This is a genomic window from Pseudomonas putida (assembly GCF_002741075.1).
GTDB classification, from domain to species: domain Bacteria; phylum Pseudomonadota; class Gammaproteobacteria; order Pseudomonadales; family Pseudomonadaceae; genus Aquipseudomonas; species Aquipseudomonas putida_T.
Map to the genome: position 1 here is coordinate 173,505 of NZ_CP016634.1, position 26,496 is coordinate 200,000.

The following is a 26,496-nucleotide window of genomic DNA, read 5'->3' on the forward strand; positions in this document are numbered from 1 at the left end:
AGAAGCTGAACCTTTTTATTTTTCAGGCTTCTATGATGCGCCGCTCCGAGGAGGGGTGACGCATGACCAAGGGGCTGGGCTGTTCTGATTGTTGCAGGATCGGAGTGGCCTAGGGGTACAGGGAGTACCTCCGTCATGGGCCGGGTCAGGAAGGGCGGTGTCGGAAGTTTTGACCTGCGGCGTCAGATGAGGCGCAAGGGCCAGGTCAGACTTCCGAGACGCCTATATAAGAAAGCAGATTTACCGCTTTCGGTATTTTTCCCTCTAGACACATTTTGTCTCGACCGTATATCGAAATTTTTTTTGTGGGCATGCCTGACGACGCTGCCACATCCGGTGCCATTCGGATTGTCGAACAAGGGATGAGAACCCTCGAATGGATGCTGGTAAATCGGCCGAAATATGGCGCTTTGGTCTTGTTCGGAAATCCGAACGGCGAAAAGCCAACCCCTTCTGATGCGCAAATTTCCCTTCAAGCCTCATGCCGATCCGGCATAGGGTAGTCATTTCCGGCATTAGACTGCCCCCCTTCCCGTCGCAATAGTTGCCGCCTTTTTTCGCAGGCCCGAGCGTCCGACGCTCGCTTGCGGTGACCTTCGATGGCGTCGCCGCACGGAAGTCCAACGCTACCCAATACGCTGACAAAGGCTCTGGGATGCGTTTTTCCGCCTGGCACCCATGACCACTAGAAGAAAGGGTAAGACATGAAGAAGGCAAAACTGAGCCTCGCCTGGCAGATCCTCATCGGACTTGTCCTGGGCGTTGCGATCGGCGCGCTGCTGAACCATTTCAGTGCAGAAAAGGCATGGTGGATCAGTAACGTCCTGCAGCCTGCCGGTGACATCTTCATTCGCCTGATCAAGATGATCGTCGTCCCGATCGTGATTTCGTCGCTGATCGTGGGCATCGCCGGGGTTGGCGACGCGAAGAAACTGGGCAGCATTGGCCTGAAGACCATCATCTACTTCGAGGTGGTGACCACCATCGCCATCGTCGTCGGCCTGGTACTGGCCAACCTGTTCCATCCGGGTGCCGGTATCGACATGAGCACCCTGGGCACCGTCGACATCTCCAAGTACCAGGCCACTGCGGCCGAGGTGCAGCATGAGCATGCCTTCATCGAGACCCTGCTCAACTTGATCCCGTCCAACATCTTCGCCGCCGTCGCCCGTGGCGAGATGCTGCCGATCATCTTCTTCTCGGTGATGTTCGGCCTGGGCTTGTCGAGCCTGCCAGGCGATCTGCGCGATCCGTTGGTGCGCACCTTCCAGGCCGTGTCGGAGACCATGTTCAAGGTCACTCACATGATCATGAACTATGCCCCGATCGGCGTGTTCGCCCTGATCGCGGTTACCGTCGCCAACTTCGGTTTCGCCTCGCTGCTGCCTTTGGCCAAGCTGGTGCTGCTGGTGTACTTCGCCATTGCCTTCTTCGCCTTCATGGTGTTGGGCTTGGTAGCTCGCCTGTTCGGCTTCTCGGTCATCAAGATCATGCGCATCATGAAAGATGAGCTGATCCTGGCGTACTCCACCTCCAGCTCCGAGACCGTGCTGCCGCGTGTGATCGAGAAGATGGAAGCCTACGGCGCGCCGAAATCGATCTGCAGCTTCGTGGTGCCGACCGGTTACTCCTTCAACCTCGATGGCTCGACCCTGTACCAGAGCATCGCGGCGATCTTCATCGCCCAGTTGTATGGCATCGACCTGTCCTGGAGCCAGCAACTGCTGCTGGTGCTGACCCTGATGGTCACCTCCAAGGGCATCGCCGGTGTGCCGGGTGTCTCCTTCGTGGTCTTGCTGGCGACCCTGGGCAGCGTGGGCATTCCGTTGGAAGGCCTGGCGTTCATCGCCGGTGTCGACCGCATCATGGACATGGCCCGCACCGCCCTGAACGTGATCGGCAACGCCCTGGCTGCCTTGGTCATCGCGCGCTGGGAAGGCATGTACGACGCCGCCAAGGGCGAGCGCTACTACAGCTCGCTGCTCGCCGGCCACAAGCATGACGCCGTTGTGGCAGCGGCAGCTGAGCCGGGCAAGGCCGTTCAGCAGCACCACTAAGCGCACGTGCCGACCCAAAAGCCCCGACTCGATCGGGGCTTTTTGTTGTCTGTTAGCTTTCACGGCCCTTGAGCAAGCTGTTCTGCGGCGTCTTGCTCGGCCTAGTTAGCTCTGTGGTGCTCTCACTCACAACGCCGTCGCTGTGGGAGTGGGGTGAACTGCCGCCACCGCGCCACCTGCTTCGCGGGTAAACCCGCGAACAGGCTGGAGCAAGCTAGGGCAGTTATTCCAGCAGGCCCTTCCAATCCGCTGCTCCAGCCCGCGGGCGCGATACGCTATCATTCGGGCATTTTTCTGGGGGAATTCACGGATGCTCAACGGCCTTTGGCTCAGCTTTTTCCTGGTGGCGGCCGTCAGCGCCCTGGCCCAATGGCTGGTCGGGGGCAATGCCGGCATCTTCGCGGCGATGGTCGAAAGTATCTTCGCCATGGCCAAGCTGTCGGTGGAGGTCATGGTTCTGCTGTTCGGTACCCTCACCCTCTGGCTAGGCTTCCTGAAAATCGCCGAACAGGCCGGTATCGTTGAATGGTTGGCCAAGGTCCTGGGGCCGTTGTTTGCCCGCCTGATGCCGGAAGTACCGCCTGGTCACCCTGCCCTGGGCCTGATCACCATGAACTTCGCCGCCAACGGCCTGGGCCTGGACAACGCAGCAACGCCCATCGGCCTGAAGGCCATGCGTGCCTTGCAGGAACTGAACCCCAGCAGCACCACGGCCAGCAACGCGCAGATCCTGTTCCTGGTGCTAAACGCCTCGTCCTTGACGCTGCTGCCTGTGACCATCTTCATGTACCGCGCCCAGCAAGGGGCCATGGACCCGACCCTGGTGTTCCTGCCGATCCTGCTGGCCACCAGCGCTTCGACCCTGGTCGGCCTGCTCTCGGTGGCCGTCATGCAGCGCTTGCGCCTATGGGATCCGGTAGTGCTCGCCTATCTGGTGCCCGGTGCCCTGTTGCTGGGGGCGTTCATGGCCTTTCTCGGCACCCTCTCGGCAACGGCGCTGGCCAGTCTGTCGTCGATCCTGGGCAACCTGACGTTGTTCGGGGTGATCATCCTGTTCCTGGTGATCGGTGCGCTGAGGCGGGTGAAAGTCTACGAGGCCTTCGTCGAGGGAGCCAAGGAAGGGTTCGATGTGGCCAAGAGCCTGCTGCCTTACCTGGTCGCCATGCTGTGCGCAGTCGGCGTGCTGCGCGCCTCCGGCGCCCTCGAGTTGGCGCTGGACGGCATTCGACACGCGGTGGAGTGGATCGGCCTGGACACCCGTTTCGTCGATGGCCTGCCGACGGCGCTGGTCAAGCCGTTCTCGGGCAGCGCGGCGCGAGCCATGCTGATCGAGACCATGCAAACCCATGGTGTCGACAGTTTCCCGGCCCTGGTAGCGGCGACGGTGCAGGGCAGCACCGAGACCACCTTCTACGTGCTGGCGGTGTACTTCGGCGCGGTAGGCATCCAGCGGGTGCGGCACGCCGTGGGGTGTGCCCTGCTCGCCGAGCTGTCCGGTGTGATCGCGGCGATCCTGGTCTGCTACTGGTTCTTCACCTGAGCCTGGTTGGCCTGGGCCACAGTCCAGTTCACCAGTTGCCCGACCAGTTGGTCGCTGGCATTGCCGAAGCCTGCCACGACGGCTGACACTTGTTTGTCAGCCAGCGGCTGGCGCACCTCGAAGCGATGGCTGGCGAGGATGCGCTGACTGCGCCCGTCCACCAGGCGCGCGTCATAGCGGATCACCACGTCCACCGTGCCGCCTGCGCGGTACTCGCTCTGGAAGGCCTGCAGCTCGCCGGCCAGCTCGTAATCGGCCTGCAGGTTGCTGTCATCGGCGCTCAGGCGCTGCACCCGCCCGTCGCGCTGAAAACCATCGAGCAAGCGGTTGCGCATCAACAAGGGCGCCGGATCGCTCCAGCGTGCGCCCTTGTAGCTGCTGATCACATCGCCCTGGGGGATCACTGCGATACGGGGGGTGGCCAAGACCTCACTGGCCAGTGGCTTGTTCAGGCGCAGCGACCAGTCCAGCGTGCTGGCGGTGCGGGAGGGTTGGTTCACCGGCAGGCGATAGATGTCCACCGGATCGGTCTTGGGCAGGATCGAGCAGGCCGTGGCCAGGCTCAAGGTGGCCACCCCCGCCAGAAGGCGCAGCGACGGTCTCATGGCTGGAACTCCTTGTTGTTGTCGCGGCCCAGCAGGTAGCCGCTCGGGTCGGCCTCCAGGCGCCGGGAAATGCCTTTGAGCGCGTTGAGGGTTTCACGCAGTTCACGGATGGCCGGCGCCAGTTGGTTCAAGCCCTGGGCACCGCCATCGATGGCCTCGCGGTTGTCGTTGAGCATCTGGTTGATGGTCTCGGTACTTTCGGCCAGCGACTGCATGGCCTGTTCGGCGCTGTCGATGGCCTGTTTGCCTTCGCTGCCGATCAAGCTGTTGGCGTTGCGCATCAAGGCCTGGGTCTCGGCCAGGGTTGCATTGGCCTGTTTCCCGACCTGGGCCAATTGATCGATGGCCTGACTGATGCCGCCTTTGTGGCTGGCGAAGGTGCCGGTGGTCTGCTCAAGGTTGGCCAGGGTGTTGCTCAGGCGTTCGATGTTGTCGTCGGAGAACATCTGGTTGGCGTTGTGCAGCAGCAGGTTGATGTTGGTCACCAGGTCGCTGCTGTCGTTGAGCAGGCGCGAAATGGGCGATGGCGAGGCGACGATCACCGGCAGCTTGCCGTCCTTGCCCTTGAGTTCGGGGCTTTTCGGGGTGCCGCCGCTGAGTTGAATGAACGAGTTGCCGGTGACGCCGGCCAGGGTCAGCTTGGCCTGGGTGTCTTCTTTGACCGGCGTGTCGGCGCTCAGGCGGATGCGGGCCAGCACTCGACGTGGGTCCTTGGGGTCCAGGCGCAGGGTGCTGACGTCGCCGACCTTGATGCCGTTGTACTGCACCGGGCTGCCCCGCGACAGGCCGGACACCGCTTCGTTGAACACCACTTCGTAGTCCTTGAAAGTGTCATCGACACTCGATTTGGTCAGCCACAGGCCGAACAGCATGGCGCCGGCCACCACCAGGACGGTGACCAGGCCGATCAGGACATGATGAGCTCGGGTTTCCATTGTTCAGCGCTCCTGCCCGGCACTGGCGGCGGCCTGCTCGGCCGCCCGCCCACGCGGGCCATGAAAGTATTCGTGGATCCAGGGGTCGTCGGTCTGCTCGACCTGGGCCAGGGGGCCGGCCACCAGCACTTTTTTCTGTGACAGCACGGCGACCCGGTCTGTGATGGTGTAGAGGGTGTCCAGGTCGTGGGTGATCAGGAACACCGAAAGGCCCAGGGCGTCGCGCAGGGTCAGGATCAACTGGTCGAACGCGGCGGCGCCGATCGGGTCGAGGCCGGCGGTGGGTTCGTCGAGAAAGAGGATATCCGGGTCGAGTGCCAGGGCCCGGGCCAGGGCTGCGCGCTTGATCATGCCGCCGGACAGGGAGGATGGGTACTTGTCGGCGGCGGAGATCGGAAGGCCGGCCAGGGCCAGTTTGACCCCGGCCAAGTGTTCGGCGTCGGCGCGGGAGAGCCCGGCGTGCTCGATCAGTGGCAGGGCCACATTCTCGGTGACCGTGAGCGAGGAAAACAGCGCGCCTTTCTGGAACAGCACGCCAAAGCGCCGCTCCACCTGGGAGCGCTGCTCGCTGTTGAGTGTCGCCAGGTCCTGCCCGAAGACCTTGACTTGCCCTTCGTTGGGTCGGCGCAGGCCGATGATGCTGCGCAGCAATACCGACTTGCCGCTGCCTGAGCCGCCGACTACGGCGAGGATCTCGCCGCGGTAGAGGTCCAGGTCGAGGTTTTCGTGCACGCTCTGGCTGCCGAATCGGTTGCACAGGCCCCGGGCTTCGATTACCGCGTCGCGTATGCCATTCACCAGCCCATCTCCATGAAGAACAGCGCGGCCACGGCATCGAGCACGATCACCACGAAAATCGATTGCACCACGCTGGAGGTGGTATGCGCGCCAACCGATTCGGCGCTGCCGCTGACCTTGAAACCTTCCAGGCAGCCGATGGCGGCGATCAGGAAGGCGAAGAAAGGTGCTTTGACCAGGCCGACGATGAAGTGCTGCACGCCGATGTCGCTCTGCAGCAGTGACAGGAACATCGCCGGCGAGATACCCAGGGACAGGGCGCAGACCACAGCACCGCCGACGATGCCGCAGATCATCGCGACGAAGGTCAGCAGCGGCAGGGAAATCAGCAAGGCCAGCACCCGCGGCACCACCAGCAGTTCGATGGGGTTGAGCCCCAGGGTGCGGATGGCATCGATCTCTTCGTTGGCCTTCATTGAGCCGATCTGGGCGGTGAAGGCGCTGGCGGTGCGCCCGGCCATGAGGATGGCGGTCAGCAGCACGGCGAATTCCCGCAGGAAGGAGAACGCCACCAGATCCACGGTGAAGACCGTGGCGCCGAAGTCCTCCAGCACCGTGGCGCCGAGAAACGCCACCACCGCGCCCACCAGGAACGTCAGCAGCGCCACGATCGGTGCGGCGTCCAGGCCGGTCTGCTCGATGTGCGCGACCACCGGCGTGACCCGCCAGCGGTGCGGCTGAAAGGCCCGGCGGGCGAGGGTCTCGAGGACCAAGCCGATGAAGCCGAGCAACTGCCGGGTGTCCTGCCAGAGTGTGGCGACGGCGCAGCCGATGCGCTCAAGCAACAGCAGCAGGACCGGGCGCTCGGCTTCCTTGACCGGGATGCAGTAGTCCTGCACCGAGCAGTAGACGTTCTTGAGCAAGGCGCGGCTGGCTTCGGGAAGGTCATTGGTGCAGTGCGACAGGCGTTCGGAGCCGAGCAGCTCGGCCAGCAGCGAGGCGCCGGCGGTGTCGAGCCGGCCCAGCTGGCTCAGGTCGGCGACCGTATCGTCGCCATACTGCGAGCGCAGCCGCTCGCTCTCGCGCTTGAGGCTGGCGTAGTGGGCCAAGGTCCAGTCACCGGCGATGCGTAGGCAGGCCGGTTGGCTGCTGGTGTCCAGGGTGGCGCTGGGGGTGGTCATAGGCTCCATGCATCTGACAGGGCGCGAGGCGTCGAGTCAGATCATAGCGCACCAGAGCGGCTGGGGCTGCCGGACTGTCGCCCGCCTCCTAGGCTCACGGTGCGGGCGTGTCGTCGAGCACCTTGAAGCGCAGCACGCCAATCACCTGACCATCTTCGGTCAGTACCCTCACCTGCCACTTGCCCACCGGATTGGGCGGGAAATTCTGCTTATGGGTCCAGGCTCGATAGCCTTCCTTGCGCCCGCCATGGATGTCCAAGGCAATGCGGTCGACTTCTTTGCCATTCAACTGCCACACATGGTAGATGCGCTCGTTCAGGCCGCGCGGGGCGTTGATCGCCGTATAGGCATACAGGCCGCCACTGCGGATGCGACTGACGGGAACCTCGTCCAGAGAGTCGCCGGGCTGGCGATTCTGCACTTCGGTACTGACAGCCACCTCGGTCATCCACAGGGTCGCCGGGGGTACCCAGGAGCGCAACAGCCAACCGCCGGCGCCGACAGTCAGGGTCACCAGCACCAGGGCCACTGCACGCCGCCAGTTGTTGATCGGAAAACTGCTGGCCAGGCTCGGGAACGACAGCGCCATGGCGGCGATCAACGCCAGCTTGAAGCTTTGCGCGGTGGTCAGGTGCAGGATGATCGGCAACGCCGTCAATAGGGCGGCGAACAGCGTCAAGGTGTGCAGCGCCAGGAACAACCAGCGTCGGGGTGCCAGCCACTTGTAGTACAGCGGGTCGATGATCGAGATGAGGCCTGCCGCGCCGAGCAGGCCCGTGAACACCAGCTGGCCACTGTTCCAGGTGGTGGTGATGAAGAAGAACGGCAGGACGAAGAACAGGCTCTCCTGGTGGATCATCTGCGTCGCGTAGCGCAGCAGCGGTTGGGGAATCTCGCGCTTGAAGACCTTGGTGAACAGGCCGGTCAGGGTGTTCTCCAGCATCAGCCAGACCCAGCTGACGAGCATGAGGACGGCGACCCAACTGGCAAGGCTGGCCTGGCGATCGACGAGGATGAAGCTGCCGATACCGGACAGGAAACCACCCAGCGCGATGATGCCCGGGTAGCGCTTGAGCAGCTCGATCAGGCGGATGACGAAAGTGGGAATTGGGGGCATGGAATCAATGAACACAGCAGGAGAATGGGAGGCCTGGAGCCTGCGTGCAAGTTCGGCCCCGCAGAGGGGCTGAACTGGCACGATGATATGTCACAGGATACCGTCGAATCAGGGCTTGCGTGTAGCGCCGTCGGGCTTGGGCACCGAATGGCGTCGCAGGCGCAGCAGGCCCACGGCGAGGATCACCCCCAGCAGCAACGCAAGCAGCCCATAGAGCTCGTCGAAGCCAAACAGCGGTTTTTCGATGCGCAGATAGCCGGGCTCCTTGAGCATCGCGCGCAAGGCGGCATCGGCCTGCTTGAGGCTCACCTGACGCAGCTTGCGCGCCGAGTCACGGAAGCGCCCGTCGCTGTAGTCGTTGAGCGCTCCCCAGTAGTAGTCCGCCAGGGCGCTGTTGCCCTGGGTGCTCCAGCTTTCACGGGCGATCGCCGCGTCCTTGATGCGGGCGAAGGTGTCCGGGTCCAGGCCGTTCTTGCGCAGATGATCGAACAACTGCTCCATCACCTTGATCGCCTGGTCGACATCCTGGCGCTCGAGGTCCGCGTTCAATGCCAGCATGCCGGTATCGCCAAAGCTCTCGCGCTGCACCGACGGTCCATAGGACAAGCCATGACGCAGCCGCAGTTGGTCGTACAGGGCCCAGTCCAGGTAACGCGAGAGCAGATCGAGGGTCGCGTTCTGGTCGTTGTCGGTCTCAGGCTCGATGAACAGCCAATGCAGCTTGACGCTGTCGCCCAGCCAGCCACGGGTCAGGTCGCGGCGCTGCTCGGCCTGCTGGGTGATGGTGTCGAGGGTACGACGTTCGCCCGGCTCGGTGGCCGGCAGTTCGCCATAGGTGCGTTCCAGATAGGCCGGCAGCAGGCGGTCCAGGCCGCCGACCACGATCAGGGTCATGTTGTTGGCGGCATACCAGTGTTCGCGCAGGGTTTTCACCTGCTCTAGGGTCATGTCATCGATATTGGAGCGTTCGGCGCATTTCAGGCCCAGTTCCACGGCCAACTGGTCGCTGCCCGGGTGGCCGATGTCCTGACGGTCGAGCCAGCGTTGCAGGTGGCCATAGTGGCCGCCGTCCTCACGTTCGATGATTTTTTTCGCGGTCGCCAAGGCCTTGGCATCGATACGGGTATCACGGATCACCGACAGCAACAGGTCGAGGACCTTGCGTTGATTGCGCGCGGGCGCTTCGATCACGAAAGTGGTGTCGGCACTGCTGGTGTAGGCGTTCCACTCCCCGCCCAACGATTGCAGGCGCTCTTCCAGGCCACCCTCGCCGGTGTCGTCGATGCCGCTGAACAATAGATGTTCGAGCAGGTGCGGCAGTTCTTTTTGGTCGCAGTCGAAGTCATCCAGGCCGACGCCGACCACCAGGCGAATGGCCACGTGATCGCGCTCATAGCCTGACTTGAGGATCACCTGCAGGCCATTGGGCAACAGGTAGCCCTCCACCCGTGAACGATCGAGGGCAAGCGAGGGCAGGCTGAAGATCAGCAGGCAAACGAACATCAGGCAACGCATCGGCGAGCTCGGGTCTCCAGGTGTGCGGGTTTCAGGACAGGCGGGCTTCGTCCGGCACGCTGTCGAGCAGAAGTCCGCCCGTATCCGCGCCGCCCAGTACGACATAGGCACTGCTGCAGAACAAAGAGTTCAATCGCTTCATGTCGGCGATCAGCTCCAAGTGTAGCGAACTGGTCTCGATACTTTGCACCACTTTACGTTGCAGGCGGCTGACATGGGCATGGGCCAGGCGCCGCTCCTGTGCACGGAAACGGCGCTTCTCGCGCAGTAGCAGGCGGGCACTCTCGGGGTCTGCGCTGAGGAACACCGACAACCCCAGGCGCAGGTTGGCCAGCAATTGTTCCTGAAGGCCGGTGAGCTCCTCCAACCCGACCTGGGAAAACTCCCGGCGCTGCGAGGTCTTTTGCTGCTGGACCTTGCGCAGCATGCGCTCGATCAGGTCGCTGGCGAGCTTGAGGTTGATGGCCAGCTCGATGATCTCGGCCCAGCGCCGATTATCCTGTTCGCTGAGGTCCTCGCGGGTCATCTGTGCCAGATACAGTTTGATGGCGCTGTACAGGGCCTCTGCATCCTCGGCCAGGGCCCGCACCTGTTGCGGCAGCGCGGTCTGTGTGCCGCGAAGTGCGCCGAGCATGGCGTCGAGCAGGCTGTCGACGATATCGCCCAGGCGCAGAGTCTCGCGGGCTGCGTTGGCCAGGGCCAGGCTTGGTGTGCCCAGGGCGGTGGCGTCCAGGTGGCGTGCCTTGATCGGGCCATTGCCATTTTCGCGTTCTGGCAGCAGCGAGCTGCACAACCGGCCCATGGGTTTGACCGTGGGCAGCATGACCAGGCAGCGCAGCGTGTTGTAGAGCAGATGGAAGCCGATCACCAGTTCCTGGGGGCTGAAGCTTAGCGAGTCCATCCAGTCGACCAGTGGATGCAGCACGGGGATGATCAGCACCAGACCGATCAGCTTGTACAGCAAGCTGCCCAGGGCGACACGTCGGCCGGCGGAGTTCTGCATGCTGGTGGTCAGGAATGCCAGCAGGCCGCTACCGATGTTGGCGCCCACCACCAGGCCGATCGCCACCGGCAGGCTGATGACCTCGGCCCCTGCCAACGTGGCGGTGAGCAGCACGGCAGCCAGGCTGGAATAGGACACCAAGGCAAACAACGCACCTACCAGGGCATCGAGCATGATGTCGCCGGTCAGCGAGGCGAACAGCACCCGTACGCCTTGGGCGTGGGTGATGGGCGCCGCCGCCTGCACGATCAGTTGCAGGGCCAGGATGATCAGGCCCAGGCCGATCCCGACACGCCCGAGTTGGCCGGCGCGGGTCTGTTTGCGTGAGAGGAAGAAGATCACCCCGAGGAAGATCAGCAGCGGCGACAGCCATGACAGGTCGAAGGTCAGCACCCGCGCCATCAGCGCGGTGCCCACGTCCGCGCCCAACATGATCGCCAGTGCCGGGGTCATGGCCATCAGCCCCTGCCCCACGAACGATGTCACTAGCATGGCGGTGGCGTTGCTGCTCTGCACCATGGCGGTGACCAGGATGCCTGCGACAAAGGCCAGCGGGCGCTTGCTCATGTTCTGGCTGAGCACCCGACGCAGGTTGGAGCCGTACACCCGCAGGATGCCGGTACGCACGATATGCGTGCCCCACACCAGCAAGGCCACGGCGGACAGCAGGTTGAGCAGGGTCAGCATGTTCTGGGCCCCCTTGTTGCCTTGTGCCCCAGGCTGGGGCCAATAGATGAAGCTGTGAGCCTGGCCCGGGGGTGGGCCTTTTAGTGGGCTCACTGAAGCTTTAGTTGTTTTGCGGACCTGCCGCCAGCTTCGCATGCTCGCCAGGCATTTGAAACAATTGAGTCATGAAAGGGCTGTCATCAAGCCTTGGGAGCTTCGCGCCAGGAACGAGAAAGGGCCCTGCGAAGGGCCCTTTCTTTCCTGCGCTTGCTGATCTTATTGACCCGGGATGTCCTTACGCAGTTTCACCGGTTCATGCTCCTTGCCCTGCTTTCGTGCCAAGGCGGTACGCATGCGGATGTTGATCGCTTCCACCGCCAGGGAGAACGCCATGGCGAAGTAAACGTAGCCTTTTGGTACATGCACGTCGAAGGATTCGGCGATCAGCACGGTACCGACCACGATCAGGAACGACAGCGCCAGCATTTTCAGCGATGGGTGCTTGTCGATGAAGTCACTGATGGTGCCAGCGCAGAGCATCATCACCAGCACGGCAACGATGATGGCGGCGATCATCACCGGTACGTGGGAGACCATGCCGACGGCGGTGATCACCGAGTCCAGCGAGAACACGATGTCGATGATGGCGATCTGAATGATGGTGTAGAAGAACTTGCCGCCAGCGCCTTTGGGTTCTTCGGCGCTCTCGTCCTCGCCTTCGAGGCCGTGGTAGATCTCCTGGGAGCTTTTCCACAGCAGGAACAGGCCACCGAAGAACAGGATCAGGTCGCGTCCCGAGATGCCCTGGTCGAAGACGACGAACAGGTCGTCGGTCAGGCGCATCACCCAGGTGATCGACAGCAGCAACATGATGCGTGTCACCATGGCCAGGGCCAGGCCGAAGATCCGCGTGCGCGGCTGCATGTGCTTGGGCATGCGGCTGACCAGAATCGAGATCATGATGATGTTGTCGATACCAAGAACGATCTCAAGCGCCGTCAGAGTAAAAAAGGCAACCCAGATTTCCGGGCTGGTCAGCCATTCCATGTGTTTTCCTTCGAACGATAAGGGCGACGCACCCAAGTGGGTGCGTCGCGGTTGAATAGTGCGCGTTTCTTACAGACTGCTGAACAGCGGGAAAATCCCCATGAGCAGCGCGGCGAGCATTATGCACAGGCACACGAGCACTGCCCACTTGAGTGTGAAGCGCTGGTGATCGCCGAATTCGATACCCGCCAGGGCCACCAGCAGGTAGGTAGAGGGTACCAAGGGGCTGAGCAGGTGTACCGGCTGTCCGACGATCGACGCGCGGGCCATTTCCACCGGGGTGATGCCATAGTGGCTGGCTGCTTCCGAGAGTACCGGAAGAACCCCGTAGTAGAAGGCGTCGTTGGACATGAAGAAGGTGAACGGCATGCTGACGATCGCCGTGATCACTGCCAGGTACGGCCCGAGCGCGTCGGGAATCACCGCCAGCAAACTCTTGGACATGGCCTCGACCATGCCGGTGCCGGAGAGGATGCCGGTGAAGATACCGGCGGCGAAAATCAGCCCGGTCACGGCCAGTACGCTGCCGGCGTGGGCGGCGATGCGGTCTTTTTGCTGCTGCAGGCACGGGTAGTTGACGATCATCGCGATGCTGAAGGCGATCATGAACAGCACCGGCAGCGGCAATGCGCCCGCGATCAGGGCGACCATCAGCGCGGCGGTCAGGGCGCCGTTGAACCAGATCAGCTTGGGCCGACGGGCCTCAGGGAACTGCGAAACGGTGATCTCGCTGTGGTCGATGTCGTCGGTGGGCAGGTGCAGTTCGCCCAGACGGGCCCGCTCGCGCTTGCCATACAGGTAGGCGATGGCCAGGATCGCCAGGACGCCGAAGGCCATGGCCGGGATCATCGGCACGAAGATGTCGGACGGATCGACGTGCAGGGCACTGGCGGCCCGGGCGGTGGGGCCTCCCCAGGGGGTCATGTTCATCACGCCGCCGGCGAGGATGATCAGCCCGGCCATGATCCGTGGGCTCATCCCCAGGCGGCTGTAGAGCGGCAGCATGGCGGCGCAGCAGATCATGTAGGTGGTGGCGCCGTCACCGTCGAGCGAGACCACCAGGGCCAGCACGGCAGTCCCCACCGACACTTTGAGCGGGTCACCCTTGACCAGCTTGAGGATCTTGCGCACGGCCGGATCGAACAGGCCCGAGTCGATCATCAGGGCGAAGTAGAGAATGGCAAACATCAGCATCACGCCAGTGGGCGCGAGCTTGCTGATGCCTTCGAGCATCATTGGGCCGATGTGGCTGTAGAAACCGCCGAACAGGGCGAACAGGATCGGTATCAGGATCAGGGCGATCAACGCGGACAGGCGTTTGGTCATGATCAGGTACATGAACGAAATGACCATGGCGAAGCCGAGGAAGGTCAGCATGGCAGTACTCCAGGCGTTACGCTGCGAAAGGAAAGTCGATTCGGGCGGATCAGCGCGTCAAGCGCTGCGCGAGGAGTAGCCGGAGGGGTACAGCGGACAGGCGGGCACAGGAAAACATCGGGTATCACCATTGTTGTTGTTGATTGGGCCGGGCGCGGAAGCTTCCGGATGCCCTGGCTGACCGGTCTGCTGCCGGTAGTGGGGCTATCCTATTGGCGGAAGCTTTCAGCCAGCTTTCGGCTGGAGCCTGGCGACAGGAGGTAGTGCGGATGCCCGACGTGATGGAAGGTGGCTGCCATTGCGGCGCCCTACGCTATCGCCTGCAAGGCGAGCTGACGGACATTGCCCATTGCCACTGCTCGATCTGCCGACGAGTCAGCGGTGGTCTGGTGGTGACCTGGCTTACCCTGCCCCGCGACGATTTCACATGGCTGGCGGGCACGCCGGGCTGTTATGTCGCTCCGGCCAGTTGCCGCCGCTACTTCTGCTCAAACTGTGGGGCACATGTGGCGCTGGTGACGACGCGCAGTCCAGAAAGCATCGATGTCACGGTGGCGACCCTGGACCATCCGGAGCGCGTGCGGGCCAACCGGCATATCTGGACCAGCAGCCGGCTGCCTTGGCTGCACTTGGATGAGGATCTGCCAGGGGAACCGGAAGAAAGTCTCTAGCGTTGGGGGTGTGCAGCAGTTGTCGAACCTGACGGGCGGCGCTAGGTCTGGTGCATCGAAGTGGCAAGTTCACGGGCGCTTTGCGCTCGATCGCGGCGCAAGGCCGCTCCTACAAATAGCGCGCCGTTTGCAGGATCTGCGCAGGACCCGAGAACGGGTGCCACTGTGCCGAACTGTGTCAGGGAAGCTGCAAGCCGCCCGCCGCTTTGTGCAACGCCCGCAAATGTACGCCGATCTGCTTCACGTTGGCCTCCACCGCTGCGATCTCCTTGGCCCGCGAAGGCTCCAGCAATGCCCGTACCTCCTTGTCCAGATCGGTGCTCAGGCGTAGCAATTGGGCCTGGCGTTCGCTGCTGATCTTCTCGAGCTGCTTGCGCTCTTCGGGTTGCGGCAAACCATAGCCCTTGTCTTCCAGCAACTCCGCTGGGCGGCTGAGGAAGCCACTGTTGGCGAGCATCTTCTGCAAGGTCTCGTTGGCCTTGGAGATGCTGCCGTCCTTGAGCGCGGTGGCGTTCAGGTAACGTTGCTTGACCTCGTCCTGGGCCAGCAGCAACTGGCGACGCAGGCTGGCCTGCTCGAGCAGTAGCAATGCGGCGCTGGTGCGAAGGTCAGCTTGCGGGAACCAGGCGCTACGGTCCTTGGCATCCAGGGCCAGCCAATCCTCGACTTTGTTTTGTTTGATCGGCAGCTGCTTTTTCAGCACATCGAACATCGCCTGGTAGCGCTCGCGATAGGAGTCGAAGCGATAGCCCAGGCGCAGGGCCTCGCGTGGGTCATCCAGGACACTGGTGTCGGCCAGTCCTCGCCCTTTGAGCACTTCCAGAAGGCCATTGGGCATGATGCTGTCCAGGTCGTTCAGACGGGGGTTGCCCGTACCGCTGCGCAGCAGTTTCAGGGACTCGACCGCACAGTTGTTGGACAAGAAGTAATAGTTGCCGTCGTAGCTCCAATGAATCTCGGCGGCCTGGCGCACCAGGCTTTCGACCTCCTGGCGGCTGAGCTTGAGCGGGATCGACGCCAGGCTGCGCAGTTCGGTCTTGGTGTACTCGTCGATCACCTGGCTCAGCGGCAGCACGAACAAGCGCGAGGGATAGGCACCGGTCAGGCCGTCCCAGCTGGATAACTGAACGTCGTTGACGAACGCCCGATACGACAACACCAGGTGTTGGTCCAGGTCCAGCCGACAGTCCGGGCCGCGTGGCCTGCCCGGGGCGCAGATCACCAGGCGCAGCATGCTGTGACCCCAACGGCTCACCCAATTCTGGTTGGCTTCGGCCAGCAGGTAATCGACTTCATAGACCCGCTTCGGGTCGATCTCGCCCAGGGGTTGGCGGGCAAAATCGGTCCCGGCATTGAGAAACGGGAGACCGCTGACGCAGTTGTTCTGCTGCGGAGCCCAGCCAAAGTGGTCGCGCAGGTACTGATTCAACGCAGGGCGGCGGCAGGCGTAGCTCGGGTCGAGGAGGAAATACTCCATATTGACCGCAACGAACTCCTTGGGGCTGCTCAGCTCATAGCTGTCGGGGCTGCGGGCCAGCTGGCCGTTGTGTTGCTCGCGTTCGCCACGCCGGCCGACATATTGCGGCCAGCCGGCCAGGTCGAGCAGGCGCGGGTCATCGCTCAGGGTAAAGCGTCGTTCAGCCTGACCCCGGCACTGCTCAGGCAGACCGATCTTGCCCAAGGTGCCCTGCTGGCGCTTGCAGCGGGTGATCACCTGGCGTTCGGCCACAGGCCACAGGCGTGCGCGGTCGTAGATGTGCGTCAGTTCGTGAAGCACGGTGGCCAGCAGCTCCTGGCGGACGGTGCCGTGGGGACGATCGGTCTGCTTTTGGGCTGCGCTGCCATCGGTGAGGCTGGGCAGAAGGCGACGGTTCAGTTCCAGGGTCGCGACCGGTGAGGCCTGGCCATAGGCGTCGGCGGGCATGCGCTCGCTCCAGCTTACCTGGATGCGTCGATCCAGTTGCTGCTTGAAGCGCGGGGGAAGCTTGTCCATGGCCTCATCGAGCAGGGCTTGGGAGGCCTGCTGCTGCTGGGGATCGAGGCCGGCGGCCTGCAGCTCGAGCTGCAGACCTGCCAGGGCGGGCGTGCCGAGCAGCGTGAGGATGCAACCCAGCAGCCAGGCACGCACGTGGTTCACAGGGCGAGGATGGCTTCGGCCAGTACCTGATCGCTGGCATCGCGTGCTTCTGGGACGCGCTGGCGAAGGGTGTCGAAGGCGGCCTCGAGCTGTGCGCCGCGAATATCGCCATTGCTGGCGACAAAGCTGGCGGCGTCGTCGTGGGCTTGTTGCACGACTTTGGAGTCGCGGATGGACGTGGTGGTGTCAGAGGTGAAATCGATCGAACGGCCAAAGGCACGGACGATGATATTGCTGGTGGCCACCAGGGTTTGAGCCTGGGCCAGGTCGGCCAGCAACAGCATGCCGAGGGCGGCGGCGATCAGCGGTTTACGCATGGAGCATCTCCGGAAGATACAAGGAGTCAGACATGTTCATTGGACGAGAATTGCCTCGGCCAGTTCACGGTCACCGACAGAATGGTACTCATGGGCATGACGCAGTGAATCGAGTGCCGCCTGCAGGCGTGAACCGCGGATCAGACCGTCGGTGGCAACGAAGGCTGCGGCGTCGTCGCGGGCCTGGATGACCAGCTTGCGATCGAACGGTGCCGAGGTCACCTTGCTGGTGACGTAACCGCTGGCGACCAGGCTCTGGGTAGTGACATCCATGGCATGGGCGCTTCCCACGCCGATGAGGGCGAGCAGTAACGGCAACAAATAACGCATGGAGTTCTGAAGGCGACGAAGGTGAACGGCGAAGGCTACCCCAGATACGTCGGCCAAGGCCAGCGTGTCCGGCTTGAGTGGGCCGCTGTGCAGCCCTACGCGGAAAAGCCCTTCCACTGGCTGACCAGCGTCTTGGGGCCTCCCGCATTAGGCAGTGTCAGAGCGCGAGGATGGCCTGGGCCAGTTGCGCGTCGCTGGCCTGCAGGCTTGGCAACTGCTGACGGATGTGAATGAACGCGCTTTCGAGCTTGGCGCCACGGATGGCACCTTCGCTGCCGACGAAGGTTGCGGCATCGTCGCGAGCAGCCTGGACGATCTTGTTGTCACGGAACGACGAGGAAAGATCGGAGGTGGCATCGGTGGAGGCGGCTACACCGCGCACGACCGTGTCGGTGGTGACGACGAAGCTGGTGGCGTTGGCGGTGCCGGCCAGGGCCAGCAGCAGGGCGGCGCCGATGAGATGTTTACGGGACATGGTCGTGGACTCCTGCGTAAGGGTCTGGGTGGTTCTGTTTATCGTGCGCACGCTCGGCATCGTCGCGATGCTTTCAACCAAGCGGCTGACTAGAGCGTATCACGCGGCAGCGGTGCAGAGGTCAAGTGCCAGTGCTTTGCGCCAAACTGTTATGGTCGAAAACAAATATCGACTAACTGTACTGGTTTGCGCTGAGTGCTGCGAGCTAGAGCCCTGTAAAACAAAAAGCCCGTCGCGGTCTCCCACGACGGGCTTTGGAGTTCTAGGGTGCCGGCCGAAGCCAGCGAGCCCGGGCTTAGCGCCAGAACGGCTTGCTCAGCTCTTCGAAACGCTGGGACTCGGTGATACCGGCATCAGCCAGCAGGCGACCGTCCAGGCGAGCGAGCTGACGGCGGCTGCTGACACGACGCTGCCACAGCAGCAGGGTCGACAGGGCGCGCAGAGGCAGCGAAGCGTGAGAGGCTTGAGCGTTGTTTTCGAAAACGAGGTCGGAACTGAGGGTACGTTCCATGATGTGTCATCCTTCCGCTTATGGCGGCATTAGGTAGTGATTTAACTGATGCCAATGATCCTCCTCTGTCGTCCAGAACAGTAGATACAGTTCATCAGTATTGCGATGGCTCAGTTAACTGTCTAAGGCGACTGTTGCACTCGAAATTGGCGAAACTGTACCGGTGCGCACCTATTTAGTGCATAAGTGAAAGAATGCGAAGGCAGGAAAGGAAGAAAGCGAGATTTTAAGCAGTACAGTAGTACAGTTTTATAAAGTCTGTGGGCGAGACCACGACAGACTGTGTGGGTCAGAACGCAATCGCGGGACAGACCCGCCCTCACAGCAGTGAGGGCGGGTCTGTCCCGCGATGGGGGTCAAGGCAGGCTGTACTGGATCAGCTGGCGAGCATGCGCCCGCTTTCTTCCAGATTTTCGTGCCAGCTCAGTGCTTCACGCAGAATATGCGGGGTGTGGCCACCACGCTGGCAAGCGCGGTCGAAGTAGTCGTTGAGTGCGGCGCGGTAGTCCGGGTGCACGCAGTTGTCGATGATCGCCCGAGCGCGCTCGCGTGGTGCCAGGCCACGCAGGTCGGCCAGACCTTGTTCGGTGACGAGGATGTCCACGTCATGCTCGGTGTGATCCACATGGCTGACCATTGGCACTACGCTGGAAATCGCGCCGCCTTTGGCGATCGACTTGGTGACGAACACCGCCAGATGGGCGTTGCGAGCGAAATCGCCGGAGCCGCCAATGCCGTTCATCATCTTGGTGCCGCAGACGTGGGTGGAGTTGACGTTGCCGTAGATGTCGAACTCCAACGCTGTGTTGATGCCGATGATGCCCAGACGACGCACCACTTCAGGGTGGTTGGAGATCTCCTGCGGACGCAGCACCAGCTTGTCCTTGTAGCGCTCCAGGTTGCCGAACACATCGGCGTTGCGGCGGGTCGACAGGGTGATCGAGCTGCCCGAGGCAAAGCGCAGCTTGCCGGCGTCGATCAGGTCGAAAGTCGAATCCTGCAGTACTTCGGAGTACATGGTCAGGTCTTCGAACGGCGACTCGATCAGGCCGCACATGACCGCGTTGGCGATGCTGCCGATGCCGGCCTGCAGTGGCCCGAGCTTGTTGGTCATGCGGCCGGCGTCCACTTCACGCTTGAAGAAGTCGATCAGGTGGTCGGCGATGGCCTGGGTTTCGTTGTCCGGTGGCAGCACGGTAGACGGCGAGTCCGGTTGGTCGCTGATCACGATGCCGACGATCTTGGCCGGGTCGATCGGGATCGCGGTGCTACCAATGCGATCATCGACTTTAACCAGCGGGATCGGAGTGCGCGTTGGGCGATAGGTCGGGATATAGATGTCGTGCAAGCCTTCGAGGTTGGCGTTGTGCGACAGGTTGATTTCGACGATCACCTGCTTGGCGAAGATCGCGAAGCTGGCCGAGTTACCCACGGACGTAGTCGGGACGATATGGCCTTGTTCGGTGATCGCCACGGCCTCGATGACCGCAATGTCCGGCAGCTTGAGCTGTTGGTTGCGCAGTTGCTCGACGGTTTCCGACAGGTGCTGGTCGATGAACATCACCTGGCCGTCGTTGATGGCCTTGCGCAGGGTGCTGTCTACCTGGAACGGCATGCGGCGAGCGAGCACGCCAGCCTCGGTCAGCTGCTTGTCCAGGTCGTTGCCCAGGCTGGCGCCGGTCATCAGGCTGATCTTCAGGGGCGACTGCTTGGCGCGTTCGGCCAGGGCATGTGGCACGGCCTTGGCTTCGCCGGCGCGGGTGAAACCGCTCATGCCGACGGTCATGCCGTCCTGGATCAGGCCAGCGGCATCAGCCGCACTCATTACCTTGCTGTGCAGGGAGGACAAGCGGATACGATCACGGTACATGGATTGTTATCTCGGGCTACTGAAGCTACTGGAGCGCAGTCTAGAGATTTCGCCCGTTGCCGTCCCACGACCATGGTCGTAGGCGAAGGCTGGATTTAGAGCCGTTGATCTGGATCATGCAAATGAAAAACCCCCGGGGATGACACCCGGGGGTTTTATGGGATTGCCTGCGCTTCTATATAGAAGCGCAGGTGAGGCCGGCGATCACTCCACGGCCTTGACCATGTCTTCGATCACTTTCTTGGCATCCCCGAACACCATCATGGTCTTGTCCAGGTAGAACAGCTCGTTGTCCAGGCCCGCGTAGCCGCTGGCCATGGAGCGCTTGTTGACGATGATGGTCTTGGCCTTGAACGCCTCGAGGATCGGCATGCCGGCGATCGGCGACTTGGGGTCGTTCTTCGCTGCCGGGTTGACCACGTCGTTGGCGCCCAGCACCAGGACCACGTCGGCCTGGCCGAATTCGGCGTTGATGTCTTCCATCTCGAAGACCTGGTCGTACGGCACCTCGGCTTCGGCCAGCAGCACGTTCATGTGCCCAGGCATACGCCCTGCCACGGGGTGGATCGCGTACTTCACGGTCACGCCATTGTGGGTCAGCTTCTCGGTCAGCTCCTTGAGCGCATGCTGGGCGCGGGCCACCGCCAGGCCGTAGCCAGGCACGATGATCACGCTGTCGGCGTTGCTCAGCAGGAAGGTCGCATCGTCGGCGGAGCCGGACTTCACCGGACGCTGCTCCTGGGAGCCCGCGCTGGCGCCGGCATCGGTATCGCCGCCGAAACCACCAAGGATGACGTTGAAGAACGAACGGTTCATCGCCTTGCACATGATGTACGAGAGGATCGCACCGCTGGAGCCGACCAGGGAGCCTGCGATGATCAGCATCGAGTTGTTCAGCGAGAAGCCGATACCGGCCGCCGCCCAGCCCGAATAGCTGTTGAGCATCGACACCACCACCGGCATGTCGGCGCCACCGATCGGAATAATGATCAGCACGCCCATGATGAACGCCAACGCGAGCATCAGGGTGAAGGCACTGTAATGGCCAGTGAAGGTGAACAGCAGGCCCAGGGCGATGGTGGCCAGGCCCAGGATCAGGTTCAGCTTGTGCTGACCGGCGAACTGTACCGGTGCGCCTTGGAACAGGCGGAACTTGTACTTGCCCGAGAGCTTGCCGAAGGCGATGACCGAGCCGGAGAAGGTGATGGCACCAATCGCCGCGCCCAGGAACAGCTCCAGGCGGTTACCGGTGGGGATCGGGTCGCTGATGCTGGCGACAATGCCCAGCGACTGCGGCTCGAGCACTGCGGCAATGGCGATGAACACCGCGGCCAGACCGATCATGCTGTGCATGAAGGCTACCAGCTCGGGCATCTTGGTCATCTCGACGCGCTTGGCCATGATCGAACCGGCACTGCCGCCGATCAACAGGCCGACGATGACGTAGCCGATGCCAGCGGTGGCCAGCTCGGCACCGAGCTTATAGATGAGGCCGACGGTGGTGAGGATCGCGATCCCCATGCCGATCATGCCGAACAGGTTGCCCCGGCGTGAGGTGGTCGGGTGCGAGAGGCCCTTGAGCGCCTGGATGAAGCAGACCGAGGCGACCAGGTAGAGAAGCGTTACCAGATTCATGCTCATGCTTACTTCTGCCCCTCGTTCTTGGTTTTCTTCTTGAACATTTCCAGCATGCGGCGGGTGACCAGGAAACCACCGAAGACGTTGACCGCCGCCAGGGCCACGGCCAGGGTGCCCATGATCTTGCCTGCCGGGGTCACGGTCAGTGCGGCGGCCAGCATCGCGCCCACGATGACGATCGCGGAGATGGCGTTGGTGACTGCCATCAGTGGCGTGTGCAGCGCCGGGGTGACGTTCCAGACCACGTGGTAACCGACATAGATGGCCAGCACGAAAATGATCAGGTTGTAGATGCCATGGGAAATCAGCATGTCTTCCATTGTCGTGCTCCTTAACCGTTCTTGCGCACGACCTGGCCGTCACGGCACATCAGGCACGCGGCGACAATGTCGTCTTCGAGGTTGATCACCAGCGCGCCGTCCTTGTCGAACAGCAGCTTCATGAAGTCCAGCAGGTTGCGTGCGTACAGCGCTGAGGCATCGGCAGCGACCTGGGCTGGCAGATTGGTTGGGCCGACGATGGTCACGCCCTGCGTCATCACCACTTGGTCCGCTACGGTCAGTGGGCAGTTACCGCCTTGGGCGGCGGCTAGGTCGATGACCACCGCGCCGGGTTTCATCTGGGCGACGGTCTCGGCGCTGAGCAGCGTCGGCGCCTTGCGCCCGGGAATCAGTGCGGTGGTGATAACGATATCGGCTTGCTTGGCGCGCTCGTGCACAGCCTGGGCCTGGCGTTGCATCCAGCTGGCCGGCATGGGGCGGGCGTAGCCGCCGACGCCTTCGGCGCATTCGCGTTCCTCGTCGGTCTCGTAGGGCACGTCGATGAACTTGGCGCCCAGGGACTCGATCTGCTCCTTCACGGCCGGGCGTACGTCCGACGCCTCGATCACCGCCCCCAGCCGCTTGGCCGTGGCGATGGCCTGCAGGCCCGCGACGCCGGCGCCGAGGATCAGCACGCGTGCGGCTTTCACCGTACCGGCGGCGGTCATCAGCATGGGCATGAAGCGTGGATAGTGATGAGCCGCCAGCAACACGGCCTTGTAACCGGCGATGTTGGCCTGGGATGACAACACGTCGAGGCTCTGGGCGCGCGACGTGCGCGGCGCAGCTTCGAGGGCGAAGGCGGTGATGCCGCGCTCGGCCATCTTGGCGATCATGTCGTTGTTGAACGGGTTGAGCATGCCCACCAGCAGCGTACCGCTGTTGATCTGGGCAAGCTCCTGATCACTGGGCGCGACGACCTTGAGCACCAATTGCGCGCCGAAGGCATCGGCGGCGTTGCCCAGGGAAGCGCCAGCGGCCTCATAGGCACTGTCCGGAATGCTGGCATTGAGCCCGGCCCCCCGTTGGACGGTGACCTGATGACCCTGGCCAACCAGCTTCTTGATGGTTTCCGGGGTGGCGGCGACCCGCGTTTCGCCCGTCTGCGTCTCGAGAGGAACACCAATGTGCACGACTTAATTCTCCTGCGGTGACCTTTTGTATTTGTTGAAGCCAGCGCACTTCGGGTGGTGCGTCTGGTGCGGCCGTTCAGCACGAACCCGCCGGTTCCGGGGCGGGCCGAGCATTTTGCAGACGAACCGAAGGGGCTTCAACCGGTTCTGAAGCGATACGAAGCCAAAACTACAAGTCACCCTGTGACCGTATGTCGCAACAAGCTGGAAGCAGCCTGTCAAACAAAGGGTATTCGGAGATTACGAGAAAAACTGCAATTTTTTGTAGGCGTTTCGCGGATGCGTTCGTAGATGTCGCAAATAAGCGCTGAAAGCCGCGTGGTTGGCAGGCTTGAAGGCATTTTTGGTGCAACCTGAACAGTTTTCGGATTAGCGACAATTCCGTATATCTGTAGGTGTTTAAAATAATTGACTACAGGGTCAGATTCGCGTGTCGCTCCGATGCGTCGCGGTGTAGTGCTCGGCTTGTTGCACCAGCCAGTCACGGAAGGCGCGCAATGATGCCGATTCCAGCTTGCGCTCTGGAATCATCAGGTAATACGCCTTGGCGCTGGCCAGGGTATGACCGTTGGCGATAACCAGCCTGCCCTCCTCCAGTTCGCGCTGGATCAGGAACGGCGGGATCAGGGCGATACCCATCTCGTGCATGGCTGCCTGGGCCAGCATCGAGAATAGCTCATAGCGTGGGCCTGTCATGTCGCGCTCCACGTTCATGTCCAGGCTCCCGAACCATTGCCGCCAAGCATAGGGGCGGGTGGTCTGTTGCAGTAGGGGCTGCTCGGCGATACGCCGTGGGTCCAGGCTGCCCTGCCCGTCCAGCAGCGCCGGGCTGCACACCGGCACGGGGTTTTCGCCCATCAGCCGGTGGGATTGGGTGCCAGACCAGTCCCCATCGCCGAAGTAGATGGCGGCATCGAAGGCCGTGTCGGCGAAGAGGAAGGGGCGCGTGCGGTTGGTGAGATTCACCGTGACGTCCGGGTGACGTTGCTGGAAGTCCTTCAGGCGTGGCAGCAGCCATTGCGTGCCGAAGGTCGGCACTACGGCGAGCTCGATCACGTTCGCACCTTGCTGGCGCATTACCGACAAGGTATCGCGCTCGACGGCATCGAGTTGGGCGGCCACCTGGCGACTATAGGACAAGCCCGCCTCGGTCAATTTCACCCCTCGGCGGGAGCGGCGGAACAACTCGACATTCAAAAAGGCTTCGAGACCACCGATTTGCCGACAGACGGCACCCTGCGTCAGAGCCAGTTCCTGGGCTGCCTTGGTGAAGCTCTCGTGGCGTGCGGCCGCCTCGAAGCAGACCAATGCCGTGGTGCTGGGAATCTTGCGGCGCATGTACGTCAACCTCACTTGTAAGGCGGATAATCTGGCGATTTTTAGTTTTACGAAGTGAGAAAATATCACTAATCGGTGCGCAATCCTCGTTTGTCCAGACGGCCGATCAGGCCTAGGATCAAAGCACAAGAAACTCCGCTTCCCTATTTCGAGGTATTCGCTCATGGCCGGTAAAGCAAGCTTCAACTGGATCGACCCGCTGCTGCTGGATCAGCAGCTCACTGAAGAAGAGCGCATGGTCCGTGACAGCGCTTATCAGTTCGCCCAGGACAAGCTGGCACCCCGTGTGCTGGAGGCCTTCCGCCACGAGCAGACCGATCCTGCAATCTTCCGTGAGATGGGTGAAGTCGGCCTGCTCGGCGCTACCATCCCGGTCGAATACGGCGGCAGCGGATTGAACTACGTCTGCTATGGCCTGATTGCCCGTGAAGTGGAACGCATCGACTCCGGCTATCGCTCGATGATGAGCGTGCAGTCGTCGCTGGTTATGGTGCCGATCAACGAGTTCGGCAGCGAAGCGCAGAAACAGAAGTACCTGCCCAAGCTCGCCGCTGGTGAGTGGATCGGCTGTTTCGGCCTGACCGAGCCGAACCACGGGTCTGACCCGGGATCGATGATCACCCGTGCGCGCAAGGCCGACGGCGGCTACCGCCTCACCGGCAGCAAGATGTGGATCACCAACAGCCCGATCGCCGATGTCTTCGTGGTATGGGCCAAGGATGATGCTGGCGATATCCGCGGCTTCATCCTCGAAAAGGGCTGGGAAGGCCTGAGCGCCCCGGCCATCCATGGCAAGGTCGGCCTGCGCGCCTCGATCACCGGCGAGATCGTCATGGACAACGTGTTCGTACCGGAAGAAAACATGTTCCCGGAAGTCCGCGGTCTGAAGGGGCCGTTCACCTGCCTTAACTCGGCCCGCTACGGCATTTCCTGGGGCGCCCTGGGTGCAGCCGAGGCCTGCTGGCACACTGCGCGCCAATACACGCTGGACCGCAAGCAGTTCGGTCGCCCGTTGGCTGCCAACCAATTGATCCAAAAGAAGCTGGCCGACATGCAGACCGAGATCACGCTGGCGCTGCAGGGCTGCCTACGCCTGGGCCGGATGAAGGACGAAGGCACCGCGGCGGTGGAAATCACCTCCATCATGAAGCGCAACTCCTGTGGCAAGGCCCTGGACATCGCGCGGATGGCGCGCGATATGCTCGGTGGCAATGGGATCTCCGACGAGTTCGGCGTGGCCCGTCACCTGGTCAACCTCGAAGTGGTCAACACTTATGAAGGTACTCACGACGTGCACGCGCTGATCCTGGGTCGTGCGCAGACTGGTATCCAGGCGTTCTATTGATAGAGGAGCCGGCCATGGGTGCGCTATCACATTTGCGGGTGCTCGATCTTTCTCGCGTGCTGGCGGGCCCTTGGTCCGGTCAGATCCTTGCCGACCTTGGGGCCGATGTTATCAAGGTCGAGCGTCCGGGCACGGGGGACGATACCCGCTCGTGGGGCCCACCCTTCCTCAAGGATGCTCAGGGCGAGAACACCAGCGAAGCGGCCTATTATCTGTCGGCCAACCGCAACAAGCGCTCGGTGACCATCGACTTCACTCAGCCAGAGGGCCAGCGCCTGGTGCGCGAGCTTGCGGCAAAGTCGGACATCGTCATCGAGAACTTCAAGGTGGGTGGCCTGGCCGCCTATGGACTGGATTACGCGAGCCTGAAGACGGTCAACCCGAAGCTCATCTATTGCTCGATCACCGGGTTCGGTCAGACAGGTCCTTATGCCAAGCGGGCCGGTTATGACTTCATGATCCAGGGGCTCGGCGGGCTGATGAGCCTGACAGGTCGCCCGGAAGGTGAAGAAGGCGCGGGGCCCATCAAGGTGGGTGTCGCCCTGACGGACATTCTGACCGGGTTGTATTCGACCGTGGCGATCCTGGCCGCCCTCGCCTATCGCGACCAGACTGGCGTCGGCCAGCACG

Annotated in this window: 24 protein-coding genes (1 of these 24 cut by a window edge); 5 read left to right on the forward strand and 19 right to left on the reverse strand. The window is 62.4% G+C overall.

Going from position 1 to position 26,496, the window contains the following annotated elements:
- Window positions 1–704: 704 nt before the first annotated feature.
- Window positions 705–2,057, forward strand: a complete 1,353-nt coding sequence (gene gltP / locus IEC33019_RS01145) for a glutamate/aspartate:proton symporter GltP (RefSeq protein ID WP_070091388.1) — start codon at window positions 705–707, stop codon at window positions 2,055–2,057.
- A 310-nt stretch (window positions 2,058–2,367) separates the two neighbouring features.
- Complete coding sequence (locus IEC33019_RS01150; protein WP_070091389.1) at window positions 2,368–3,597, forward strand: nucleoside recognition domain-containing protein; 1,230 nt, start codon at window positions 2,368–2,370, stop codon at window positions 3,595–3,597.
- Here the strand turns inward: IEC33019_RS01150 and IEC33019_RS01155 are convergent.
- The 9 genes from IEC33019_RS01155 to IEC33019_RS01195 all read right to left on the reverse strand — a co-directional run bounded on the left by IEC33019_RS01155 (window position 3,579) and on the right by IEC33019_RS01195 (window position 13,781).
- The gene (locus IEC33019_RS01155; RefSeq protein ID WP_070091390.1) at window positions 3,579–4,202 is read right to left on the reverse strand and encodes an ABC-type transport auxiliary lipoprotein family protein; all 624 of its coding nucleotides are present in this window, start codon (window positions 4,200–4,202) and stop codon (window positions 3,579–3,581) included. The genes IEC33019_RS01150 and IEC33019_RS01155 overlap by 19 nt on opposite strands.
- The gene (locus IEC33019_RS01160; RefSeq protein WP_070091391.1) at window positions 4,199–5,137 is read right to left on the reverse strand and encodes an MlaD family protein; all 939 of its coding nucleotides are present in this window, start codon (window positions 5,135–5,137) and stop codon (window positions 4,199–4,201) included. The genes IEC33019_RS01155 and IEC33019_RS01160 overlap by 4 nt, the downstream gene beginning before the upstream one ends.
- Window positions 5,138–5,140: 3 nt before the next feature.
- Window positions 5,141–5,935 carry an ABC transporter ATP-binding protein gene (locus IEC33019_RS01165; RefSeq protein ID WP_070091392.1) on the reverse strand — a complete coding sequence of 265 codons (795 nt, stop codon included), beginning with the start codon at window positions 5,933–5,935 and terminating at the stop codon, window positions 5,141–5,143.
- The gene (locus IEC33019_RS01170; RefSeq protein WP_070091393.1) at window positions 5,932–7,065 is read right to left on the reverse strand and encodes an ABC transporter permease; all 1,134 of its coding nucleotides are present in this window, start codon (window positions 7,063–7,065) and stop codon (window positions 5,932–5,934) included. Before IEC33019_RS01170 ends, IEC33019_RS01165 begins: the two co-directional genes overlap by 4 nt.
- Before the next feature lie 85 nt (window positions 7,066–7,150).
- Window positions 7,151–8,173, reverse strand: a complete 1,023-nt coding sequence (locus IEC33019_RS01175; protein WP_070091394.1) for a DUF5924 family protein — start codon at window positions 8,171–8,173, stop codon at window positions 7,151–7,153.
- A 108-nt stretch (window positions 8,174–8,281) separates the two neighbouring features.
- Window positions 8,282–9,688, reverse strand: coding sequence for a M16 family metallopeptidase (locus IEC33019_RS01180; protein WP_070091395.1), 1,407 nt, complete (start codon window positions 9,686–9,688; stop codon window positions 8,282–8,284).
- A gap of 31 nt (window positions 9,689–9,719) precedes the next feature.
- Entirely contained in the window at window positions 9,720–11,378 is a 1,659-nt protein-coding gene (locus tag IEC33019_RS01185; protein WP_070091396.1) for a Na/Pi cotransporter family protein, read from the reverse strand.
- Between the two features lie 255 nt (window positions 11,379–11,633).
- Entirely contained in the window at window positions 11,634–12,404 is a 771-nt protein-coding gene (locus IEC33019_RS01190) for a TerC family protein (protein ID WP_070091397.1), read from the reverse strand.
- Window positions 12,405–12,473: 69 nt separating this feature from the next.
- On the reverse strand, window positions 12,474–13,781 hold the full coding sequence (locus IEC33019_RS01195) for a CitMHS family transporter (RefSeq protein WP_070091398.1): 1,308 nt from the start codon (window positions 13,779–13,781) through the stop codon (window positions 12,474–12,476).
- A 269-nt stretch (window positions 13,782–14,050) separates the two neighbouring features.
- Here IEC33019_RS01195 and IEC33019_RS01200 point away from each other — a divergent pair, with 269 nt between their 5' ends.
- Window positions 14,051–14,452: a GFA family protein gene (locus tag IEC33019_RS01200; protein ID WP_070091399.1), complete on the forward strand. Its 402-nt coding sequence runs from the start codon at window positions 14,051–14,053 to the stop codon at window positions 14,450–14,452.
- Window positions 14,453–14,630: 178 nt separating this feature from the next.
- Here the strand turns inward: IEC33019_RS01200 and IEC33019_RS01205 are convergent, their stop codons facing one another.
- The 10 genes from IEC33019_RS01205 to gcvA all read right to left on the reverse strand — a co-directional run bounded on the left by IEC33019_RS01205 (window position 14,631) and on the right by gcvA (window position 24,521).
- The gene (locus IEC33019_RS01205) at window positions 14,631–16,589 is read right to left on the reverse strand and encodes a DUF7844 domain-containing protein (protein WP_099592771.1); all 1,959 of its coding nucleotides are present in this window, start codon (window positions 16,587–16,589) and stop codon (window positions 14,631–14,633) included.
- Window positions 16,586–16,906 (reverse strand): DUF2388 domain-containing protein, encoded by a 321-nt coding sequence (locus tag IEC33019_RS01210; RefSeq protein WP_070091400.1) that lies wholly within the window; start codon window positions 16,904–16,906, stop codon window positions 16,586–16,588. The genes IEC33019_RS01205 and IEC33019_RS01210 overlap by 4 nt, the downstream gene beginning before the upstream one ends.
- A gap of 36 nt (window positions 16,907–16,942) precedes the next feature.
- Window positions 16,943–17,236, reverse strand: coding sequence for a DUF2388 domain-containing protein (locus IEC33019_RS01215; protein ID WP_070091406.1), 294 nt, complete (start codon window positions 17,234–17,236; stop codon window positions 16,943–16,945).
- A 157-nt stretch (window positions 17,237–17,393) separates the two neighbouring features.
- Window positions 17,394–17,711: a DUF2388 domain-containing protein gene (locus tag IEC33019_RS01220; protein ID WP_070091401.1), complete on the reverse strand. Its 318-nt coding sequence runs from the start codon at window positions 17,709–17,711 to the stop codon at window positions 17,394–17,396.
- Between the two features lie 295 nt (window positions 17,712–18,006).
- On the reverse strand, window positions 18,007–18,222 hold the full coding sequence (locus IEC33019_RS01225) for a DUF1127 domain-containing protein (RefSeq protein WP_070091402.1): 216 nt from the start codon (window positions 18,220–18,222) through the stop codon (window positions 18,007–18,009).
- A 376-nt stretch (window positions 18,223–18,598) separates the two neighbouring features.
- Window positions 18,599–20,092 (reverse strand): acetyl-CoA hydrolase/transferase family protein, encoded by a 1,494-nt coding sequence (locus IEC33019_RS01230; protein ID WP_070091408.1) that lies wholly within the window; start codon window positions 20,090–20,092, stop codon window positions 18,599–18,601.
- 204 nt (window positions 20,093–20,296) lie between these two features.
- Window positions 20,297–21,733 carry an NAD(P)(+) transhydrogenase (Re/Si-specific) subunit beta gene (locus IEC33019_RS01235; RefSeq protein ID WP_070091409.1) on the reverse strand — a complete coding sequence of 479 codons (1,437 nt, stop codon included), beginning with the start codon at window positions 21,731–21,733 and terminating at the stop codon, window positions 20,297–20,299.
- Window positions 21,734–21,735: 2 nt separating this feature from the next.
- Entirely contained in the window at window positions 21,736–22,050 is a 315-nt protein-coding gene (locus IEC33019_RS01240; protein ID WP_070091410.1) for an NAD(P) transhydrogenase subunit alpha, read from the reverse strand.
- An 11-nt stretch (window positions 22,051–22,061) separates the two neighbouring features.
- The gene (locus IEC33019_RS01245; RefSeq protein ID WP_070091411.1) at window positions 22,062–23,183 is read right to left on the reverse strand and encodes a Re/Si-specific NAD(P)(+) transhydrogenase subunit alpha; all 1,122 of its coding nucleotides are present in this window, start codon (window positions 23,181–23,183) and stop codon (window positions 22,062–22,064) included.
- Window positions 23,184–23,603: 420 nt separating this feature from the next.
- Window positions 23,604–24,521 (reverse strand): transcriptional regulator GcvA, encoded by a 918-nt coding sequence (gene gcvA / locus IEC33019_RS01250; RefSeq protein ID WP_070091412.1) that lies wholly within the window; start codon window positions 24,519–24,521, stop codon window positions 23,604–23,606.
- 163 nt (window positions 24,522–24,684) lie between these two features.
- Here gcvA and IEC33019_RS01255 point away from each other — a divergent pair, with 163 nt between their 5' ends.
- Window positions 24,685–25,866: an acyl-CoA dehydrogenase gene (locus IEC33019_RS01255; RefSeq protein WP_070091413.1), complete on the forward strand. Its 1,182-nt coding sequence runs from the start codon at window positions 24,685–24,687 to the stop codon at window positions 25,864–25,866.
- 14 nt (window positions 25,867–25,880) lie between these two features.
- Window positions 25,881–26,496: the 5' portion of a CaiB/BaiF CoA transferase family protein gene (locus tag IEC33019_RS01260; protein WP_070091414.1), read on the forward strand. The gene runs 605 nt beyond the window's last position; only the first 616 of its 1,221 coding nucleotides appear in the window; the start codon lies at window positions 25,881–25,883; the stop codon falls past the right edge of the window.

Excerpts from the sequence above, each read along its gene's own strand:
- gltP (WP_070091388.1), top strand. The coding sequence starts at position 705 with ATGAAGAAGGCAAAACTGAGCCTCGCCTGGCAGATCCTCATCGGACTT.
- IEC33019_RS01150 (WP_070091389.1), top strand. The coding sequence starts at position 2,368 with ATGCTCAACGGCCTTTGGCTCAGCTTTTTCCTGGTGGCGGCCGTCAGC.
- IEC33019_RS01155 (WP_070091390.1), bottom strand. The coding sequence starts at position 4,202 with ATGAGACCGTCGCTGCGCCTTCTGGCGGGGGTGGCCACCTTGAGCCTG.
- IEC33019_RS01160 (WP_070091391.1), bottom strand. The coding sequence starts at position 5,137 with ATGGAAACCCGAGCTCATCATGTCCTGATCGGCCTGGTCACCGTCCTG.
- IEC33019_RS01170 (WP_070091393.1), bottom strand. The coding sequence starts at position 7,065 with ATGGAGCCTATGACCACCCCCAGCGCCACCCTGGACACCAGCAGCCAA.
- IEC33019_RS01175 (WP_070091394.1), bottom strand. The coding sequence starts at position 8,173 with ATGCCCCCAATTCCCACTTTCGTCATCCGCCTGATCGAGCTGCTCAAG.
- IEC33019_RS01180 (WP_070091395.1), bottom strand. The coding sequence starts at position 9,688 with ATGCGTTGCCTGATGTTCGTTTGCCTGCTGATCTTCAGCCTGCCCTCG.
- IEC33019_RS01185 (WP_070091396.1), bottom strand. The coding sequence starts at position 11,378 with ATGCTGACCCTGCTCAACCTGCTGTCCGCCGTGGCCTTGCTGGTGTGG.
- IEC33019_RS01190 (WP_070091397.1), bottom strand. The coding sequence starts at position 12,404 with ATGGAATGGCTGACCAGCCCGGAAATCTGGGTTGCCTTTTTTACTCTG.
- IEC33019_RS01195 (WP_070091398.1), bottom strand. The coding sequence starts at position 13,781 with ATGCTGACCTTCCTCGGCTTCGCCATGGTCATTTCGTTCATGTACCTG.
- IEC33019_RS01200 (WP_070091399.1), top strand. The coding sequence starts at position 14,051 with ATGCCCGACGTGATGGAAGGTGGCTGCCATTGCGGCGCCCTACGCTAT.
- IEC33019_RS01210 (WP_070091400.1), bottom strand. The coding sequence starts at position 16,906 with ATGCGTAAACCGCTGATCGCCGCCGCCCTCGGCATGCTGTTGCTGGCC.
- IEC33019_RS01215 (WP_070091406.1), bottom strand. The coding sequence starts at position 17,236 with ATGCGTTATTTGTTGCCGTTACTGCTCGCCCTCATCGGCGTGGGAAGC.
- IEC33019_RS01220 (WP_070091401.1), bottom strand. The coding sequence starts at position 17,711 with ATGTCCCGTAAACATCTCATCGGCGCCGCCCTGCTGCTGGCCCTGGCC.
- IEC33019_RS01225 (WP_070091402.1), bottom strand. The coding sequence starts at position 18,222 with ATGGAACGTACCCTCAGTTCCGACCTCGTTTTCGAAAACAACGCTCAA.
- IEC33019_RS01230 (WP_070091408.1), bottom strand. The coding sequence starts at position 20,092 with ATGTACCGTGATCGTATCCGCTTGTCCTCCCTGCACAGCAAGGTAATG.
- IEC33019_RS01235 (WP_070091409.1), bottom strand. The coding sequence starts at position 21,733 with ATGAGCATGAATCTGGTAACGCTTCTCTACCTGGTCGCCTCGGTCTGC.
- IEC33019_RS01240 (WP_070091410.1), bottom strand. The coding sequence starts at position 22,050 with ATGGAAGACATGCTGATTTCCCATGGCATCTACAACCTGATCATTTTC.
- gcvA (WP_070091412.1), bottom strand. The coding sequence starts at position 24,521 with ATGCGCCGCAAGATTCCCAGCACCACGGCATTGGTCTGCTTCGAGGCG.
- IEC33019_RS01255 (WP_070091413.1), top strand. The coding sequence starts at position 24,685 with ATGGCCGGTAAAGCAAGCTTCAACTGGATCGACCCGCTGCTGCTGGAT.